Here is a 17457-nt window from a genome sequence, read left to right on the forward strand (position 1 = left end):
CGACCTCGGCTACCGCAGCCCCGACGAATACGAGACCGCCTGGCAGACCCACACCGGGCCAGACAACCTCACCCCTGCCCCGACCGGAGGCAGGTAACCACCGCTCCATCAAAGCGGGGGAAGCTCACTGGTCCCGGGCGCTTGATCGAAGGACAACCCTGGCCGCCCACACCGCCAGATCCGTCCTTGGATCATGCGGTCCGGTGCACATCGCGGCGGCGCGGTCGCCGGTCTTGAGCGCTTGATCGAAGGACGGTCATGGCCGTGGGCCTGCTCAGCGCCGCCGGTCCATCCGGATGCCGACGGTCACGGCCGTTGCAACATCCGGCATCGACAGCACCACGGCGGCTCGGCCAGGACCCCGCGACAGACCCGAGCTCGAAGCGCGGCCCAGCCCTACCCGGCCCGGCTCGGCCAGGACCCCGCGACAGACCCGAGCCCGGAGCACGGTCCAGCCCCACCCAGCTCGGCCCGACCCGGAAACTGCACCACCCAAGCCGCGCCGCCCGAAGGCCACACCATCCGCAACCACACCGCCCGAAGTCGCACAGCATAGAGCCGCACAGCGTGGAGCCAGACAGCCCGAAGGCCCCGATGCCCCGCTGCCATGCCTCAGCGGCGGCGGGCAAACTCCCACCAAGGCGGAGCCGTCAGCCGGCTGGACGACGCGGGTCGCTCACTTCAGCAGCAGGGTGCCCATCCGGCGGCTGGCCATCGTCAGGCCGACCGCGGCCAGCGCGGCCAGGTACGCCACGTGCCACAGCAGCGTCCAGTCCGGCGAGCCCGTCGTGATCGCCCGGAGCAGGGCGACGCCGTGATACAGCGGCGTCAGCTCGATCAGGACCTGCAGCGGCGCGGGGAAGTCCGACGGTGGGGAGAACGTGCCGCTGAACAGGAACAGCCCGAACTGGGTCACGTTGATGTAGTCGAAGTCCTGCCAGGAGCGCAGCAGCGTCGACAGCCCCATCCCGAGCGCCCCGAACGCGAACCCCACCAGCAGCGTCACGGGTAAGGCCACCAGCGCCCACCCCCACGTGGTGAGGTCCAGCGCCGCCATGACCAGGAGGAAGACGGCGGAATACATGCCGCCGCGGCACATCGCCCAGACGAGCTCGCCGACGGAGACCTGCATGGGCGTGATCGGGGTGGCGAGCGTCGCATCATAGATGCGCATGAACTTGAGCTTGCCGTAGAAGTTCATGGTGGTCTCCGCGAGCGCCCCGTTCATCGCGGAGGCGGCCAGCATCGCCGGCGCGACGAACTGCGCATAGGTCACGAGCCGGCCGTCGGGCAGCGCGATGTCCCCGACGAGCCGCCCGACGCCGACGCCGATCGACAGCAGGTACAGCAGCGGCTCGACGAAACCGGACAGCAGCACCCACCAGTACGCCGCATGTCGGGCCGCCGCGAGGTTACGCGCGGTGACGGAGAGGGCCCCGGAGGCGCGGTGGTCGAGACGGGACATCGCCCGCGGGAAGATCAGTGTCGTGACCATCAGTCGCCCAGCTTCCGGGTGAACGAACGCACCGCCAGCACATAGCCCACCGCGCACCACACCGCCAGGACCGCGACATGGGCCGGCATCCCCCAGGCGGTCGTGGTGCCGAGCGTCGCGGCCCGGGAAAGCTCCACGCCGTGCCACAGCGGCGACACGTACGCCAGCAGCCGAGCCGCCACAGGCAGGCTCTCCACGGGGAAGAACACGCCGGCGAAGAGCGTCATGGGCACCACCGCCACGCGGAACAGCACCGCGAACGCCCCATCGGTCTCGGTCCGCGCCGCGAACGCGAAGCACGGCGCCGCGCACGCCACGCCCAGCAGCATGGAGACCAGCGGGGTCGTGAGCGCCCACCACGAGTGCAGCGCGCCGAACAGCGCCAGCACCACCAGGAACCCGATGCTCGACAGCGCGACCCGCAGCGTGACGAACGCCAGATGCCCCCGCAGCACGTCACCCACCGTGAGCGGCGACGCCCGCATCGCGTGGTAGACCCGTGTCCAGTTGAACCCGCCGAACACCGGCCACGTCGAGTCGGCGACCGCGACCTGCAGGGCGGTCGAGGCGAGCAGCCCGGGCCCGAGATAGTCCAGGTACGGCACGCCGATCGACGTCGACCGCTCGTCGATGTAGTGCCCGACGGTGATCCCCATCGCGACCAGAAACATCGCCGGCAGCGCGAACGAGCTGAACACGCTCGCCCGCCAGGTGCGTTTGTAGGACACCAGGTGGTATTCGAGCGCCAGGGCGGTGCGGTGTGCCATCAGTCCACCAGCGTCCGGCCGGTGAGCTGCAGGAACACGTCTTCGAGCGACCCGCGCCGGACCAGCACGCTCGACGGCGTCAGCCCCCGCGCGTGGACCTGCGCGGCGGCCGCGTCGCCGTCGCCGGTGTAGACCAGGATGCGGTCGGGCAGCACCTCGGTGCGCTCACCGATGCCCTCCAGCTTGCCGGCCAACCCGTCGAGCGGCTCGTTGCCGAACCGCACCTCGAGCACCTCCCGCGTCGAGTGCCGCTCGATCAGCTCGCGCGGCGAGCCCTCCGCGACGATCCGGCCGCCGTCCATGACGACCAGGCGGTCGCACAGCTGCTCCGCCTCGTCCATGTAGTGCGTGGTGAGCACCAGCGTGACGCCGCGCTGCTTGAGCCGGAACAGCCGCTCCCACACCAGGTGCCGCGCCTGCGGGTCGAGGCCGGTGGTCGGCTCGTCGAGCAGCACGATCTCGGGCTCGTTGACCAGGGCCCGCGCGATCGTCAGGCGGCGCTTCATGCCGCCCGACAGCGGCTCGACCTTGTCGCCGGCGCGGTCCGCCAGCTGCACGAACTCCAGCAGCTCCATCGCCCGCGCCCGCGCGACCCGGCGCGGGATGTTGAAATACCGCGCATACACCGTCAGGTTTTCCAGCACGGTCAGCTCGAGGTCGAGCGAGTCCTGCTGCGGGCACACCCCGAGCCGCGCCCGGATCGCCGAACCGTCCCGCGCCGCGTCCATGCCCAGGATCCGCAGCGAGCCGCCGGTCGGTCGCGACACGCAGCCGATCATGCGCATCGTGGAGGACTTGCCCGCCCCGTTGGGCCCGAGGAACCCGAACGCCTCCCCCGCCCGCACCCGCACGTCGATCCCGCCGACCGCGGTGAAGGCACCGAACTGTTTCACCAGCCCGGTCGCCGCGATCAGCGCTCCGTCATCAGCCACGTGGCGACACTAACCCGGGGGTCTGACAAAAATCGGTCCGATTTGCCGCCGGCGACGGCCGGTTGGCACCATGTGCTGGTGAGCGTCAACCCGCGCTGGCTCGGGCTGGCCGCTTCCGTCCTCCTCGCCACCAGCGGTTTCCTGGCCGGCAAGCCGGTGCCGCGCGACGGGGCGTGGCTGCTCGGTGTGATCGTGTGGTTCGTCGCCCTCGCGATGCTGATCCGCGCCTGGTGGACGCTGCGCGACGCGACCGACCAGCGCGGCCTGCTGGTCACCGCCGCGCTCTGGAGCGTCCCGCTGCTGGTCGCGCCGCCGCTGGGCAGCCACGACATTTACGCGTACGCCTGCCAGGGCCAGCTCTTCGACGCCGGCTCCGACCTCTACGAGGTGGGGCCCGCCGCACTGCCCTGCACGTGGCTGTCCGACGTGCCCGAGCTGTGGCGCGAGACCCCCACGCCCTACGGTCCACTGTGGATCGCCGTGGAGGGCGCCGCGGCCTGGCTCGCGCACGGCAGCCTGCCCGCCGCCGTGCTGTTGCTGCGCCTCGCCGCCGTGCTCGGCCTGGTGCTGTGCGTCGCCGCCGTGCACCGCCTCTCCCGCGGCAACGCACTGCTCGCCGCCAGCCCGCTCGTCCTCGTCCACGTCGTGTCCGGCGCTCACAACGACGTCGTCCTCGCAGGCCTGGTCCTGGCCGGTTTCGTCGCCGCGAGACGGCCCGGCTTCGCGGCGGCCGCCGCGTCCGGGCTCGCCTTCGGCCTCGCCGTCGCCGTCAAGGTCACCGCGCTCGGCGCCGTGCCGTTCGCCCTCCTGTTGGTGTTTTTCGCCGGTACGACCAGAGCCCGCTGGACGAGCACCCTCACCTTCGGCGTGACGATCGGAGCGACCTACGCCCTCCTCGCGGTGCTCACCGGCCACGGCCTCGGCTTCCTGCACGCCCTCGGCTCGACCAGCACCATGGTCCAGTGGCTCTCCATCCCCACCGGCGTGGGCATGGCCGTGGGTTACGTGCTGCGCTTGCTCGGTCACCCAGAGTCGTTCGCGACGGCGGTGGCGGTCGCGCGGGCCGTGGGACTGCTAGCGTTGGCGGTGATCCTGCTGGGGCTGTGGTGGCGGACCGCGACCACCTTGGCCTCGCTCAAACGCGCCGCCCACCCCGGCGGCGCACCGATCAACAGCGGCAGCGCGACGGGCCCCGAGCCAGGGGGCAGCGTCACCACAGGCCGCGATGCCACGGCCGACCGCGCGACGGCCAGCAGCGCGACGGGCGGCGTGACCGGCGGCGACGCGGCTGACGGCGTGACCGGCGGCGCGGCTGACGGCGGCGCGACGGGGCGGCGGGCGCAGGACGTGGTGCTGACCGCGGCGGGGTGCGGCATGCTCGCGGCCGCGGTGCTCGGCCCGGTGTTCTACGCCTGGTACGCGATCGCCGGCATCGCCCTGCTCGCGGGCACGACGCTCACCGGCCGGCTGCGCACGGTCGTGCTGGTCGCCGCGGCCGGGTTGCCGCTGCTGACGCTGCCCGACAGCCTGGGGCTGGCGACGAAGACGAAGGTGCCCGGGGCGTTCCTGGACGTCGCGCTCGTCACGGCCGCCGCCGTCCACCTGGTCCGCCGCCGTCGCCGATCCGCGCCCCCGCCTACCGCACACTCGACCCAGGGCACACCCGCCGTCAGCGGGCCGGCCACCGACTGACCGACCCAACCAGCCAGCACCGCAGCCACCCCTCACCGCAGTCCGCCCAAGCGACACTCCCACCCTCAGCGGACCAGGCTCCCGACCGCCCACACAGCGTGGCAACCGCCCCCGTCGCGAGCCACCCAGATGGCACCCCACCGTCGGCGGACCAAGCTCCCGACCGCCCACACAGCGTGGCAACCGCCCCCCTTCGCGAGCCACCCAGATGGCACCCCACCGTCGGCGGACCAAGCTCCCGACCGCCCACACAGCGTGGCAACCGCCCCTCGTCGCGAGCCGCCAAAATGGCACTCCACCGTCGGCGGACCAGGCTCCCGACCGACCGACCGACCAGCCAGCGCGGCAACCATCCCACGTCGCGAGCCGCCCAAACGGCACCCCACCGTCGGCGGACCAGGCTCCCGACCGACCAGCCAGCGCGGCAACCACCCCACATAGCGAGCCGCCCATGCAGCATCCCACCATCAGCAGACCAGGCTCCCGACCTGCCACTCCGACCAGCCAGCGTGGCAACCACCCCACGTCGCGGGCGGCTCAGCGGCACCGCCGTCAGCGGACCAGAGGACTCTCCCAACCGTTCAGCGGCGCGGGCGACCCACGTTGTGAGCTGCCCGGTGGTATCGGCGACAACGGGCCGGGGTTCGGGTCGGGTGCTGGGTGGCGGACCGTCCACCCGAAGGGCCGGCCGGGGCGAAACGTTGCGGGCGCGGGCGCCGTCGGGGGCAGGTGGGTGGGGTCAGGCAGGGGTGCCGATCGACTGGCGGGCGGCGGCGACCAGGGCGGCGGTCTGTTCGGTGACGGCAGGGGCGGTGGGGTCGACGCCTTCGTCGTAGCGGACGGTCCAGCGCAGGCCGTCGACGCCGCTGACGCGGCGGGCGACGACGCGGACGCCGAAGCCGGTGGTGAGCGGGTGGTGCGAGGTGTGCGCGATGGACTTGTTGACCCGGGTGCGGACCTGATCAGGCACCCTGTCGGGGTCGAGCAGCGTGATGACCAGCGGCGTCAGGTCCTCCATGACGACGTACCCACCAGGGCCGTCGACGGGCAGCTCCCGGGCGGCGATGAGGGCCAGCTGCCGGCCCGACCACGTGGCCTTGTGGATCTCGTGCCAGCCGAGCCGCTCGCCCGCGCCGGGGAGCCAGAGGCCGAGGTTGGTGACGACGACCACCGTGTCGCCGGTCGCGCCCGCCCACGACACGACGCGCTCGTCGGCGGCGAGGGCGGGCCGCTGCGCGGGCGGCAGCCGGCGCTTCTTCAGGAAGCCGAACACGACGCTCTCCTTCTGTCGGACGACCGCAGGACCAGACCCCGGCCGCACCCCACCGACCTGCTACCCACCACGAACCGGCCACGCACCACCGCCGGCAACCCGCCGCCGACCACCGGACCCCCGCCGCGAGCCGACCCCGAGCCGGCCACCACAAACCCGTCGCAAGCCGACACCGCACCGACCACCAGCGGCGACCGCCCGCCTGCGCCGAAGCGGCCACGAGCGCCAGAACGGCCACGAACGCCGGAGCGGCCAGGGGCTCCGGGACACCCGCCCAGCACGCGCACGGTCACCAGCGGCTGGCACTGCGGTCGCGCAGCGCCCTCGCGTGCTGCTCCAGGGAGACGAGCTCGCTGAAGAGGCGCAGGTACTCGTCGGCGTGGGTGACCGGGTTGATGCGCTGCTGCTTGGACTTGAGGTCGGCGATCCGGCGGTTGAGGGCGGGCAGCTGCAGCCGGACGATCGTGGCCTCGACATAGCGGGGGTCGGGCTCGCCGTCGAGGCGGAGCGGCTCGACGGCCAGCTCGGTGACGAGGGCCGCGGCGGCCGGGTCGGGGCACGCCTCGCGGACCCGCTCGATCCAGACGGCCCCGCCGGTCGCGGACGAGGCGCCGCCGGCGTCGGCGATCGCGGCGCGCAGCGCCGTGTAGGTGGGGTGGGCGTAGATGTCGGCGCCGATGACGTCGAACATGGGGCCGGCGAGGGCGGGCTGCTGGAGGGCGAGCTTCAGCGCCTCGCGCTCGACAAGGGCCTCGGCGCTGTCCGGCGCGAGGATCTTGCGGGTGGAGGCGGCGGGTGGGGGCTCGACGACGCCCTTCGCGGCGGCGCCGACGGCGCGCTGGACCGTCTCCAGCTCCATGCCCAGGTCGCCGGCGAGCTTGCGGGCGTACTCGGGGCGCAGGGTGCGGTCCTTGATCTTCGCGACCAGCGGGGCGGTGGCCTTGAGGGCGCCGACGCGGCCCTCGGCGGTGTCGAGGTCGAAGCGCTGGATGACGGAGCGGAGGGCGAAGTCGAGCAGCGGCTGGCGGTCGGCGACGAGGTCGCGGACGGCGACGGGGCCCTTCGCCATGCGCAGCTCGCACGGGTCCATGCCGTTGGGGCCGACGGCGATGAACGTCTGCGCGACGAACCGCTGGTCGTCCTCGAAGGCGCGCAGCGCGGCCTTCTGCCCGGCGGCGTCACCGTCGAAGGTGAAGATGATCTCGCCGCCGTAGCCGTCGGCGTCCAGCAGCAGGCGGCGCAGGACCGCGATGTGGTCGGCGCCGAACGCGGTGCCGCACGTGGCGACCGCCACGGGCACGTCGGACAGGTGGCAGGCCATCACGTCGGTGTAGCCCTCGACGATGACCACCTTGCTCTGCTTGGCGATCTCGCGCTTGGCCTGGTCCACCCCATACAGGACGTGGGACTTCTTGTAGAGCGGGGTCTCGGGCGTGTTCAGGTACTTCGGGCCGTCGTCGTCGTCGAACAGCTTCCGCGCGCCGAAGCCGATCACGTCGCCGGAGATGTCCTTGATCGGCCACAGCAGGCGGCGGCGGAACCGGTCGATGAGGCTGCCCGAGCGGGCCTCCTTCGACAGCCCGGCGGTGATCAGCTCCTGCGCGGAGAAACCCTTCAGCCGCAGGTGCTTGCTCAGCGGGTCCCAGCCCTCGGGCGCGAAGCCGCAGCCATAGCGCTCCGCCTCCTCGCGGCCGAAGCCGCGCTGCGCGAGGAACTCGCGGGCCAGCCGGGCGCCGGGCGAGCCGAGCTGCTCGGCATAGAAGCGGGCCGCCTCGGCGTGCGCGGCGATGAGCCGCTGCTTCTGGCCCGTCTGGCGGACCGGCGCGCTGCCCGCCTCGACATACTGCAGCTGCAGGCCGGCGCGGCCGGCGAGCCGCTCGACCGATTCGACGAACGTCAGGTGGTCGTGGTCCATCAGGAACTTGATGGCGTCGCCGCCGGCGCCGCAGCCGTGGCAGAAATACACGTTGCGCGCGGGCGAGACGTTGAACGAGGCGGTCTTCTCGTCGTGGAACGGGCAGAGCCCTTTCAGGTTGCCGCCCCCGGCCGACTTCAGCGTCACGTGCTCGGAGATCACATCCGCGATCGCGGTGCGCTCCCGTACCAAGGCGATGTCCTCGTCCTTGATCTTGCCGGCCACCCGACGCCACCTCCCCAACCCGAGGCCTACATCCTGCCTCGCGCCTACGACAATTTACGACCTCACCCGTGCAACACCACACCGGCCACGGCCTCGCCCGGACAAAACCACACAGCCACGGCTTCACACGGCCAACACCACACGGGCACCATGGGCGCACATCACCGTGCGATGCTGGCCGCCATGCCGAAACTGCGGGACGAGCGGGTCGCCTGGCTGGCCGTACAGGACCAGCTGCGGCGGCGCAGTCGGCGGCTGGGGCCGTGGGGCTGGCTGCTGACGATCGCCACGCTGGGCGCGTGGGCGGTGCTGCGGTCCCAGAGGCGCGGGTCGGCGCGGATGGCGGCGTATTCGCTCGCCGTCGACCACGTCACCGGCTACCTCGACGACGACGAGCGCGAGACGCTGCGCACGCACGGCACGGTGCCGCCGTGGTTCCTGTTCGAGGTCGAGCGGGCCAGGTGGGCGGCGCGCGACAAGCAGTCGCTCCCCGCCGGCCGCGAGACCCGGCTGGAGCGGCGCCGCCGGATCCTGCTCAGGGTCGTCCTCACGGGGACCGTCGCGGCCACCGTCCTCGTGTTGTCACCGACCGTGTGGGTACGGGCGGCCTCCCTCGGCCGTATCGGTCCCGCCTCGACGGCCCCGGAGGCGGGCGTCGCGATCGTGTTCGGGGCCCAGGTCGCGCCGGGCGGGCAGGAGCCGATGCCGTTCCTCAAGGGGCGGCTCGACGTCGCCGCGCAGCTGCTCACGTCCGGCAAGGTGAAGGCGCTGCTCATCTCCGGTGACGCGCAGGGCGGATCCGGAGATGAGGTCCGGGTGATGCGCGACTACCTGGCGGGCAAGGGCGTCGATCCGGCCAGGATGGTCGTCGACCCGCACGGACTCGACACCTATGACACGTGCCGCCGTGCCCGCGACGTGTACGGCGTGACGAAGGCCATACTCGTCAGCCAGGAGCTGCACCTGCACCGTGCGGTGACGCTGTGCCGGCGGCTGGGCGTCGACGCGTACGGGGTGCCCGCCCTCTGCGAGGGATGCCAGCAGGTGACGATCTGGTACAACACGGCCAGGGACGTCGCGGCCGGGCCGAAGGCCGCCTGGGAGGCCCTCCGGCACCGACAGGCCGCAGTCGTGTCACCACCGGATCCATCCCTGCTGCAGGCGATGCGCTGACCCGCCCACCATCGTGGTTTTGGGCACGTCCGGCAGGCACCGGCGGCATACTTGACCCGTCCACGGCGCCGACATCAGATCGGCGCTTGTCCATGCCTGGCCCGATGGGTGGTGCGTTACCGGTGATGATCCCGCGTCCGGGGGTTTCCGGCTGATGGTCACCGTGCTGCGCACCGTCGACGACGTCCTCGCATGGGCGGAGCTGCTGGTCGGGCCGCCGCTGCGCACCGCCGTCGGGCGCCTCCCGGAGCCGTCGCGCGAGGTGGCCGAGCTGCAGCTCGGCGGGCTCGACGAGGATCCGCCCGCCGCCCGTACGCGCGCCGCACTGACACTCGTCTGCGCGGGCGCCGTCGGTGGTGACCCGCACGACGCGGTGGCGGGCGCCGTCGCGGTGGAGCTGGTGCACCACTGGTCGGGGCTGCAACGGGACCTGTTCGACGGCGACCTGACCCGCCTGCACCGGCCGACCGCCTGGAGCGTGGTGGGGCCGCACCCGGCGACGCTGGGCGGGCAGGCCATGCTGGCGCTCGCGTTCGACGTGGCGGCGACCGGCGACCCGACCAGACGCGTGCCACGCCCGCTGCGCCAGGCCAGCCGCGCCACGCCCGACACCGCGCCGTCCGCGCCCTCCAGGGAGCCGGTGCGGCAGGACCGGGCGACCCGGGACAGGTTCACCGAGCAGCACGGCACCCCCGACCCGTGCGCCGACGCGCGGCGGCAGTCCGGGGCGGCATCCGTCGACCGGGCCGGCGTCCGCATCCTCGGCGACACCGTCCAGCAGCTCCTGCACGGCCAACACACCGACCTCAGCACGGCCCTGGACCCCGTGCTGCCCCGGCACCGCTCCGGCAACGACCTGCTCCGCACGTGCATCTCCGCGGTCGAGCAGCGCAGCGGCGCCCTCTTCGGCTGCGCGTGCGCCCTCGGCGCGCTCGCCGGCGGCGGCGACCCGGCACGGGTCGAGCAGCTGCGGCTGTTCGGGGTGCGGCTCGGGCTGGCCGTCCGGTTCGCCGAGGACCTGCAGGGCATCTGGGGCGACCCGGCCGTGACGGGCCGCCCGGCGTTCGCCGACCTGCGCGGCCGCCGCCGCTCGCTGCCGGTCGCCGCCGCCCTCGCCGCGGGCGCCGACGAGCTGGCCGACCTGCTGCACCGCGAGACCCGCCTCAGCGAGGCCGACCTGGAGCGCGCCGCGAAGGTCGTCGAACGCTCCGGCGCCCGCTCCTGGTGCGCCCAGCAGGCCGACGACCTCCTCGCGCAGGCCCTGGTCGCCCTCGACCTGGCGATCCCCGAGCCGGCCGCGGTCGCCGAGCTCGTCGCCCTGGCCCGCTGGGCGACCCGCCACCCGGCCTGACCAACACCCCCGCCGGCGATCCACAAACCCGCGCCTGACCGGCGGCCCATGAACCCGGCGCCTGACCGGCGCGACCCGAGAAGGCGCGCCGGCCGGGTGCGGGTGAGCGTCAGGAGAGGGCGGCGACCACCTGCTCCGCGCGGGTGGCGTGCTTCTGGTACGCGCCGGGGAACGCCGACCGCTGCACCGCCTGGGCCGCGGCGGTCACGCTCATCCGCTGCCAGCCCTCGACCCGGTTGAGGGCGTTGTAGAAGAGCATCGCGGAGTGGGCGGGGTTCATCAGCTCGGCGACGGTGCCCCAGCCCTGGCTGGCCCGCTGCTGGAAGAGCCCGACCGAGTCGTGGTCGGTCGAGGTGCCGTCGTGCGGCAGCCCGAGGGACGCGGGCACGGCGGAGCTGGCGACGTTGTACAGGTCGCTCTCCTGCATCGCCGTCGCGATCGCCACGACCAGGGCCCGGTCGGGCATGCCCTGCGCCCGGCCCTGCTTGACGATGATCGCGGCGTTGTCCATCTGCCGCTGGTCGAGGCCGGCGACGGGCTTGACGACCGGCGGCGCCGGCGGCACGGGCGCGGCGGGCACCGCGACGGCCAGGGGCCCCGTCGCGGGCGCCGGCGCCGCGTCGGCGGAGGGCGCGGACGACGGCCCCGAAGCGGACAGGGACGACGGCGACGGCCAGGACCAGGCGGCCGCGGACTCGGCATACGCGGGGCCGGTGAACATCGACGCCGGCGAGTCAGCCGGCAGGGTGCCCAGCAGCGTGGCGGACAGGACGGCGACCGAGACGGTGCCGGCCCTGGCGCCGAGCACGGGCACCAGTCGGCGATGTCGCGGGTGGAACTGGCGTGGCAACACCTTCAATATGGGCTTCACTACTGATGTTTTCCTTCGTTGGCAGGCAGAAGACATGCGGCATCGGCACGCCGCCTGAGGACGGCATGCTGGAAGGGGGGAACCAGTGGTGAGGTGTTACGAGGGCGCGCGGGCGGCCGGCATCGACGCAGACTCCTTCCGGTGCCGCCTACCGGGTTAGCTGACGGGTTCGGGCGGGAAGTTTCGCCCTACCGCGGCCAGGCCGCGGATACACCCCAGAGGACGCGCATGGGTCCCCGGCTCGCGAAGATCGCGACTCGACGGCGCCCGCCCGGCAGCACCGATGCGGTGCAGGTCGACCGGAGCGGACTCAACGACCCTACTGGGCCGTCTCGGGCCGGGCCAACCGCAGCAACGGCAATCCACCCTGAGCACCCGGACGCTCACCGAACGCCGTCACCCGTCTGGTCACCTCACCGGCGTGACGACCGCCCTTGACCAGGTACATCGCGCGGTCGGCGGCCCGCAGCGCGGCGCCCGCGTCCTCGACCGTGTCATCGATCACGGCCACGCCGACGCTGACCCTGACCCGCATGATCTGCCCCTGGTGCGTGACGGGTGCGCAGACGGCGCGTTCGAGGCGGTCGACCAGCACGCCGAGGTCGCCGGCGGCGACGTTGCCCATGAGGACGACGAACTCGTCGCCGCCGAGGCGCGCGACGGTGTCGGTGGGCCGCACCAGCGACTGGAGGCGCTGCGCGACGGCGACGAGGACCGCGTCGCCGGCCTCGTGGCCGAGGGTGTCGTTGACGATTTTGAAGTCGTCGAGATCGCAGAAGAACAGCGCGCTGATCACCTGCTCGGTGCGGGCCCGCCGGATCGCGGCCGCGAGGGGTTCGGCGACGGCCTCGCGGTTGGCCAGGCCGGTCAGCGGGTCGCGGGAGGCCCTGCGCACCAGGTCGGCCTCGGTGGCCTTGCGGCTGGTGATGTCCTGCACCTGCGTGATCGCGAACGCGGGCGACCCGGCGACCACCGACATCGTCGCGGAGATCCAGATCGTCTCGCCGTCGCCGCGGACGCAGCGCACCTCGTAGTCGCGGATCGTGCCGGCGCCGCCGGCGAACACCTCCCGGCTGCGCTCGAAGTCGTCAGGGTGGATGAAGTCGCCGAAGCGCATCGAGACGAGCACGTCCTCGTCCCGCCCGAGCAGCTCGCACAGCGCGGGGTTGACCCGGACGAGGCGGGTCATGTCGGCTCCCGCCAGGCCGATCATGCACATGCCGGTGCCGGCGCCGTTGAACGCGAGCCGGAACGCGGCCTCGCTCGCCTCCAGGTGCTGCCGCTCCCGGCGCAGCGCCTCGACCAGGTTGGCGTTGTTGATCGCGATGCCGGCCTGCGCGGCGAGCATCTCCAGCAGCTCGCGCTGGAACGCGCCGGGCCGCCTGCCGTCGGCGGGCAGGTCGACGCTGAGCACGCCGACGAGCGAGCCGTCGGGCGCGCACAGCGGCGCGAACAGGGCGTCGAGGGGGTGCCAGCGCTCCTCCTCCGGGATGCCGTCCGCGCCGTCGGGGGCGGCGGGGATCCAGGACTGGATGCCGTCGTTGTGCCGCTCGTGCGGCAGGAACCGCAGCTGCCCCCACTCGTCGGCGGCGGCGAGGTGCGCGTCGAACTCCGCCGCCGGGTACCGGACGCCGAGCAGCTCCGCCCGCGCCTCCTCGGACCCGGCGATGGCGACCGCCTCGTACACACCCTCCGGATGCAGGTAGTTGACCACGGCGGCGCCGAACCCGACGTGCTCGACGACGGCGTCGGCGATCCGGTTCAGCGTCTCGACGACGGTGCTGCCGGTGTTGATCCGCCCCGTGATCCGGTAGACGGAACGGATGGCGGCCATCGCCATGTCCCGATCTCGATCCACGGCTCGCCTACCCCGATCCGGCCGACCCTGCAGCCCTCACATCGACGCAACGCCTCCGATCCTAAGCAATTGCGGGCGCGGTCCGCCGCCACGCGGACCCGGGTCAGCGCCGCGGCTGACGACGGCACGGCGGCGGCCGGCTTACGGTTCCGGCTCGACATCCCGTCGAGCCACACAAAATCGCCTGAAAGGTCGCTATGCCACACAAACTCCGCCGCCTCGTCGCCGGGGGCTGCCTGGTCGCCGCCCCGCTGGTGTACGTGGCGGGCCTGCTCACCGACCCCGCGCTGCGCGCCGGCGACGCCGCGGACGGCGCATACGGCCGCCACCCCGGTCAGGTCTCGGTGAGCGCCGCGCTGCTGCACTGGAGCTGGGTCCTGCTCGTGCCCGGCATCATCGGCATGATCCACCTGGTCCGCCGGCGCGCCGTGCTCTTCGGGCACATCGCCGGGCTCGTCGCGCTGCTGGGCGTCGTCAACTTCTCCGCGCTGATGCTCGGCGACTTCTTCTACGCCCGGCTCGAGGCGGACCTCGGCACCGCGGCGGGCGACCGCCTCGCCGACGCCGCCTTCGCCGCCGGCGGGGCACAGTGGGGGTTCCAGGTGCCGGGCTTCCTCGGGCTGCTCGGGGTGCTCCTGCTGGGGTTGGCGCTCGCGTACGACCGGCGCGTCCCCTGGTGGGCACCGCCGGCGATGCTGGCCGGGATGCTGGCCGGCCCCGTCTACCCGATCGCCATGATCGCCGGCAGCCTGCTCTACATCGCGGGCTCGGGTGTGATCGGCGTACGGATGCTGCGGATGACCGACGCCGAGTGGGCTCAGGAGCCGGTGGCGGGCGGGACCGCCGCGGCGCCGCCGAGCGGGAACGTGGCCGCGACGGTGTAGCCACCGCCGGGCCGGGGCCCCGCGTGGAGGGTGCCGCCGTGCAGGGCGGCCCGCTCCCGCATCCCGGCGAGCCCGTGCCCCGTGCCGGCGACCGTGGCCGACCCGTCGTCGCTGACCTCGACGGTCAGCGCGGGCGGCGGGAAGCCGATCGTCACCTCCACCGTCGCGGCCCGGGCGTGCTTGAGCGTGTTGGTCAGCGCCTCCTGGACCACGCGGTAGGCGGCCAGCCCGAGCGCCGGCGGCACCGGGCGCGGCGTGCCGGTCGTGCCGATCCTGACCTCGAGGCCGGCGGCGCGCAGCGGCGCGGCGAGCCGGTCCAGCTGGTCGAGGCCGACCGGCGCCCGCCCGTCACGCAGGACGCCGAGCAGCATCCGCAGCTCCTCGACCGTCTCCCGGCCGGCCCGCTCGACGCTGTGCAGCAGGTCGCGTTCCCGTTCGCGGGCGGGGTCGCCGGCCAGCAGCATCCGCACCCCGCCGGCCTGCAACGTCATCAGGCTGACGTGGTGGGAGATGACGTCGTGCAGCTCCCGCGCGATGCGGGTGCGCTCCTGCGCGGCGGCGACCGCGGCCCGCTCGGCCATCCGGATCGTCCGCTCCGTCTGGCGCCGCAGCAGGACGCCGCTGCCGTACGCGACGCCCATGAAGATCGCGCCGATCAGTCCCTCCGCGAGGTCCTGCCCCGGCAGCGTCTGCAGCAGGGCGTAGGCGGCCAGGACGGTGGCGGCGCCGGCGGCCCGGGCCCGCCGCCCTGACGCCGCGCTGCCCACGGTGTGCACGAGGATGAGATTGGAGTAGAACTGCCAGGCGGTGAGCGGGTAGTCGTCGTCCAGGACCGCGAACCGGAACAGGGCCGACAGCACCGTCAGCACGGCGAGGGTCGCGACCGGGAACCGGCGGCGCGGCAGCAGGATCACGCCGGCGAGCAGCGCCCCGGCGGCGACGAGCCCGGGCCGGTGCACCTGCCCCGGGCCGGCACCGGCCCGCCCGTACGCCTCGACGACACCGGCCCCGGCGACCGCGAGCGCCAGCACGGCGTCGAGCCAGGACGGCCGCGACGGCCCGGGAGCGCCGGTCATCCGCCCGGCCGGACGAGGCCCGCCTCGTAGCCGTACACCACGGCCTGAATCCGGTCGCGCAGCCCGAGCTTGGTGAAGATCCGGCCGACGTGGGTGCGGACCGTCGCCTCCCCCATCAGCAGCCGCGCGCCGATCTCGGCGTTGGACAGCCCGCGGACGAGCTGCTCGAGGACCTCCCGCTCCCGCCCGGTCAGCGTGTCCAGCGCGGGCGGCGCCACGGGCTCGGGGCGGGCGGCGAACGACGCGATCACCCGGGTGGTCACCGCCGGGTCGATGAGCGCGTCGCCGGCCGCCGCGATCCTGACCGCGTCGACGAGCTGCTCCGGCGGTGACACCTTCAGCAGGAACCCGCTGACCCCGAGCCGCAGCGCCGCGTGCAGGTGCTCGTCGGTGTCGAACATGGTGAGCAGCACGACCTTCGGCGGCCGCGGCCCGGCGAGCACCTCCCGGGCCGCGGCCAGCCCGTCCAGCCGCGGCATGGCGATGTCCATCACGAGCACGTCGGGCCGCAGCCGCTGGACGGCCGCGACCGCCTCCACGCCGTCGGACGCCTCGCCGACGACGGTGATCGATCCGGCGGCCGCCGTCTCCACGACCAGCCGCAGGCCGGCCCGGATCATCGCCTGATCATCGGCGATGACCAGCCTGACCTGCTCAGACATACCTGCAGGATAGCCAGCGCGGGCTAGCCCAGCAGCTCGCCCAGCGGCACCTTCGGGTCCTCGAGGCGGACCAGGTCGACGGTGGTGCCGGCCCAGCCGGCGCGGACGAGGGCCTGGATGTCGTCGGTGACGTCCCAGACGTTGACGTTCATGCCGGCGAGGACGCGGCCGTCCTGGACCCAGAAGGCGATGAACCCGTCCGCGACCGAGGTGCCGCCGCGGAAGACGACCCGGTCGTAGCCGCCGGGTGCGACGAAGCCGGAGTACTCCATGCCGAGTTCGAACTGGTCGGAGTAGAAGTACGGCACCCGGTCGTAGGTGGCGTCGCCGAGCAGGGACTTCGCCGCGACCTTGCCGCCGTTGAGGGCGTTGGCCCAGTGCTCGACGCGGATGCGCCGGCGCAGGCCGGGGTGGTCGAGGTTGACGACGTCACCGGCGGCGTAGATGTCGGGGTCGGAGGTGCGCAGGGCGGCGTCGACGAGGATGCCGTTGTCGACCTCGAGTCCGGCGTCGACGGCGAGCTCGGTGTTGGGCTGGATGCCGACCCCGACGACGGCGACGTCCGCGGGCAGCTCCGTGCCGTCGGCGAGCACGACCGACCGCAGCTTGCCGTCGGCGCCGCGGAACTCCGCCACGGAGGCGCCGAAGCGGAACTCGACGCCGTTGGCGCGGTGCAGGTCGGCGAAGACGGTGGCGACCTCGTCGCCGAGGACCCGCTGCAGGGGCAGGTCGGCGACCTCGACGACGGTGACGGTCGCGCCGTGCTTGCGGGCCGCGGCGGCGGTCTCCAGGCCGATCCAGCCGGCGCCGACCACGACCACGCGCTCGGCGCTGCCCAGGTGCGCCAGCAGCGCGTCGGACTCGTCGACGGTGCGCAGGTAGCGCACGCCGGTCAGGTCGGCGCCCGGCACGTCGAGGGTGCGGACCCGGGAGCCGGTGGTGAGCAGCAGCTTGTCGTAGTGCAGCTCGTCGACGCCGTCGAGGGTGACGGTGTGCGCGGACGGGTCGACGCGGGTGACCCGGGTGGCGAGGCGCAGGTCGACGCCGTTCTCGGCGTACCACGACTCGGGGTGGACGAACGCCTTCTCACGGGCGTCCTTGTCGCCCTGGAGGTAACCCTTGGACAGCGGGGGCCGCTCGTAGGGGCGCTCGGTCTCCTCGCCGATCAGCACGATCCGGCCGGTGAAGCCCTCGGCGCGCAGCGTCTCCGCCGCCTTCGCCCCCGCGAGGCTCGCGCCCACGATCACAAATGTCCGCTCGTCAGCCATACGTCCCAGCCTTCC

General features: G+C 73.4%; 14 protein-coding genes and 1 riboswitch. Of the genes, 4 read left to right on the forward strand and 10 right to left on the reverse strand.

Annotated elements, in window-relative coordinates; all coding sequences use genetic code 11:
* Positions 1-676 precede the first annotated feature (676 nt).
* Genes ABD332_RS48450 through ABD332_RS48460 form a run of 3 tightly spaced genes read right to left on the reverse strand, consistent with a single transcriptional unit; the run spans position 677 to position 3194 of the window.
* Entirely contained in the window at positions 677-1495 is an 819-nt protein-coding gene (locus ABD332_RS48450; RefSeq protein ID WP_344511867.1) for an ABC transporter permease, read from the reverse strand.
* A complete protein-coding gene (locus ABD332_RS48455) occupies positions 1495-2262 on the reverse strand; it encodes an ABC transporter permease (RefSeq protein WP_344511869.1) in 768 nt (255 codons plus the stop codon). Before ABD332_RS48455 ends, ABD332_RS48450 begins: the two co-directional genes overlap by 1 nt.
* Complete coding sequence (locus ABD332_RS48460; protein ID WP_344511871.1) at positions 2262-3194, reverse strand: ABC transporter ATP-binding protein; 933 nt, start codon at positions 3192-3194, stop codon at positions 2262-2264. The genes ABD332_RS48455 and ABD332_RS48460 overlap by 1 nt, the downstream gene beginning before the upstream one ends.
* Positions 3195-3272: 78 nt before the next feature.
* Here ABD332_RS48460 and mptB point away from each other — a divergent pair, with 78 nt between their 5' ends.
* Positions 3273-4886, forward strand: a complete 1614-nt coding sequence (gene mptB / locus ABD332_RS48465; RefSeq protein ID WP_344511872.1) for a polyprenol phosphomannose-dependent alpha 1,6 mannosyltransferase MptB — start codon at positions 3273-3275, stop codon at positions 4884-4886.
* A gap of 739 nt (positions 4887-5625) precedes the next feature.
* Here the strand turns inward: mptB and ABD332_RS48470 are convergent.
* Both ABD332_RS48470 and dnaG read right to left on the reverse strand, forming a co-directional pair.
* On the reverse strand, positions 5626-6159 hold the full coding sequence (locus ABD332_RS48470) for a hypothetical protein (RefSeq protein ID WP_344511873.1): 534 nt from the start codon (positions 6157-6159) through the stop codon (positions 5626-5628).
* 289 nt (positions 6160-6448) lie between these two features.
* Positions 6449-8299 carry a DNA primase gene (dnaG, locus tag ABD332_RS48475; protein WP_344511874.1) on the reverse strand — a complete coding sequence of 617 codons (1851 nt, stop codon included), beginning with the start codon at positions 8297-8299 and terminating at the stop codon, positions 6449-6451.
* Positions 8300-8482: 183 nt separating this feature from the next.
* Between dnaG and ABD332_RS48480 the strand changes: the two genes are divergently transcribed.
* Together ABD332_RS48480 and ABD332_RS48485 are read left to right on the forward strand one after the other, a co-directional pair.
* Entirely contained in the window at positions 8483-9472 is a 990-nt protein-coding gene (locus ABD332_RS48480; RefSeq protein ID WP_344511875.1) for a SanA/YdcF family protein, read from the forward strand.
* A 154-nt stretch (positions 9473-9626) separates the two neighbouring features.
* On the forward strand, positions 9627-10823 hold the full coding sequence (locus ABD332_RS48485; RefSeq protein ID WP_344511876.1) for a polyprenyl synthetase family protein: 1197 nt from the start codon (positions 9627-9629) through the stop codon (positions 10821-10823).
* A gap of 109 nt (positions 10824-10932) precedes the next feature.
* Here the strand turns inward: ABD332_RS48485 and ABD332_RS48490 are convergent, their stop codons facing one another.
* A complete protein-coding gene (locus ABD332_RS48490) occupies positions 10933-11637 on the reverse strand; it encodes a hypothetical protein (protein WP_344511877.1) in 705 nt (234 codons plus the stop codon).
* Positions 11638-11824: 187 nt separating this feature from the next.
* Positions 11825-11967: riboswitch (cyclic di-AMP (ydaO/yuaA leader) on the reverse strand.
* A 46-nt stretch (positions 11968-12013) separates the two neighbouring features.
* Positions 12014-13528: a diguanylate cyclase domain-containing protein gene (locus ABD332_RS48495; protein WP_344511878.1), complete on the reverse strand. Its 1515-nt coding sequence runs from the start codon at positions 13526-13528 to the stop codon at positions 12014-12016.
* 221 nt (positions 13529-13749) lie between these two features.
* Here ABD332_RS48495 and ABD332_RS48500 point away from each other — a divergent pair, with 221 nt between their 5' ends.
* Positions 13750-14436, forward strand: a complete 687-nt coding sequence (locus ABD332_RS48500; protein ID WP_344511879.1) for a hypothetical protein — start codon at positions 13750-13752, stop codon at positions 14434-14436.
* On the opposite strand, the gene ABD332_RS48505 is transcribed toward ABD332_RS48500, so the two are convergent.
* From ABD332_RS48505 to ABD332_RS48515, 3 genes are read right to left on the reverse strand one after another with little or no spacing between them, the layout of a single operon-like run.
* Positions 14370-15512: a sensor histidine kinase gene (locus tag ABD332_RS48505; RefSeq protein ID WP_344511880.1), complete on the reverse strand. Its 1143-nt coding sequence runs from the start codon at positions 15510-15512 to the stop codon at positions 14370-14372. The two genes, ABD332_RS48500 and ABD332_RS48505, sit on opposite strands and share 67 nt — an antisense overlap.
* Positions 15509-16174, reverse strand: a complete 666-nt coding sequence (locus ABD332_RS48510) for a response regulator (protein ID WP_344511881.1) — start codon at positions 16172-16174, stop codon at positions 15509-15511. Before ABD332_RS48510 ends, ABD332_RS48505 begins: the two co-directional genes overlap by 4 nt.
* A 23-nt stretch (positions 16175-16197) precedes the next feature.
* The gene (locus ABD332_RS48515; RefSeq protein WP_344511882.1) at positions 16198-17442 is read right to left on the reverse strand and encodes an NAD(P)/FAD-dependent oxidoreductase; all 1245 of its coding nucleotides are present in this window, start codon (positions 17440-17442) and stop codon (positions 16198-16200) included.
* Positions 17443-17457 lie beyond the last annotated feature (15 nt).

The organism is Dactylosporangium maewongense (assembly GCF_039531485.1).
GTDB lineage: Bacteria > Actinomycetota > Actinomycetes > Mycobacteriales > Micromonosporaceae > Dactylosporangium > Dactylosporangium maewongense.

Bases quoted from the DNA above. Each gene is read 5' to 3' on its own strand.
- ABD332_RS48450 (WP_344511867.1), bottom strand. From the start codon at position 1,495: ATGGTCACGACACTGATCTTCCCGCGGGCGATGTCCCGTCTCGACCAC.
- ABD332_RS48455 (WP_344511869.1), bottom strand. From the start codon at position 2,262: ATGGCACACCGCACCGCCCTGGCGCTCGAATACCACCTGGTGTCCTAC.
- ABD332_RS48480 (WP_344511875.1), top strand. From the start codon at position 8,483: ATGCCGAAACTGCGGGACGAGCGGGTCGCCTGGCTGGCCGTACAGGAC.
- ABD332_RS48485 (WP_344511876.1), top strand. From the start codon at position 9,627: ATGGTCACCGTGCTGCGCACCGTCGACGACGTCCTCGCATGGGCGGAG.
- ABD332_RS48495 (WP_344511878.1), bottom strand. From the start codon at position 13,528: ATGGCCGCCATCCGTTCCGTCTACCGGATCACGGGGCGGATCAACACC.
- ABD332_RS48500 (WP_344511879.1), top strand. From the start codon at position 13,750: ATGCCACACAAACTCCGCCGCCTCGTCGCCGGGGGCTGCCTGGTCGCC.
- ABD332_RS48505 (WP_344511880.1), bottom strand. From the start codon at position 15,512: ATGACCGGCGCTCCCGGGCCGTCGCGGCCGTCCTGGCTCGACGCCGTG.
- ABD332_RS48510 (WP_344511881.1), bottom strand. From the start codon at position 16,174: ATGTCTGAGCAGGTCAGGCTGGTCATCGCCGATGATCAGGCGATGATC.
- ABD332_RS48515 (WP_344511882.1), bottom strand. From the start codon at position 17,442: ATGGCTGACGAGCGGACATTTGTGATCGTGGGCGCGAGCCTCGCGGGG.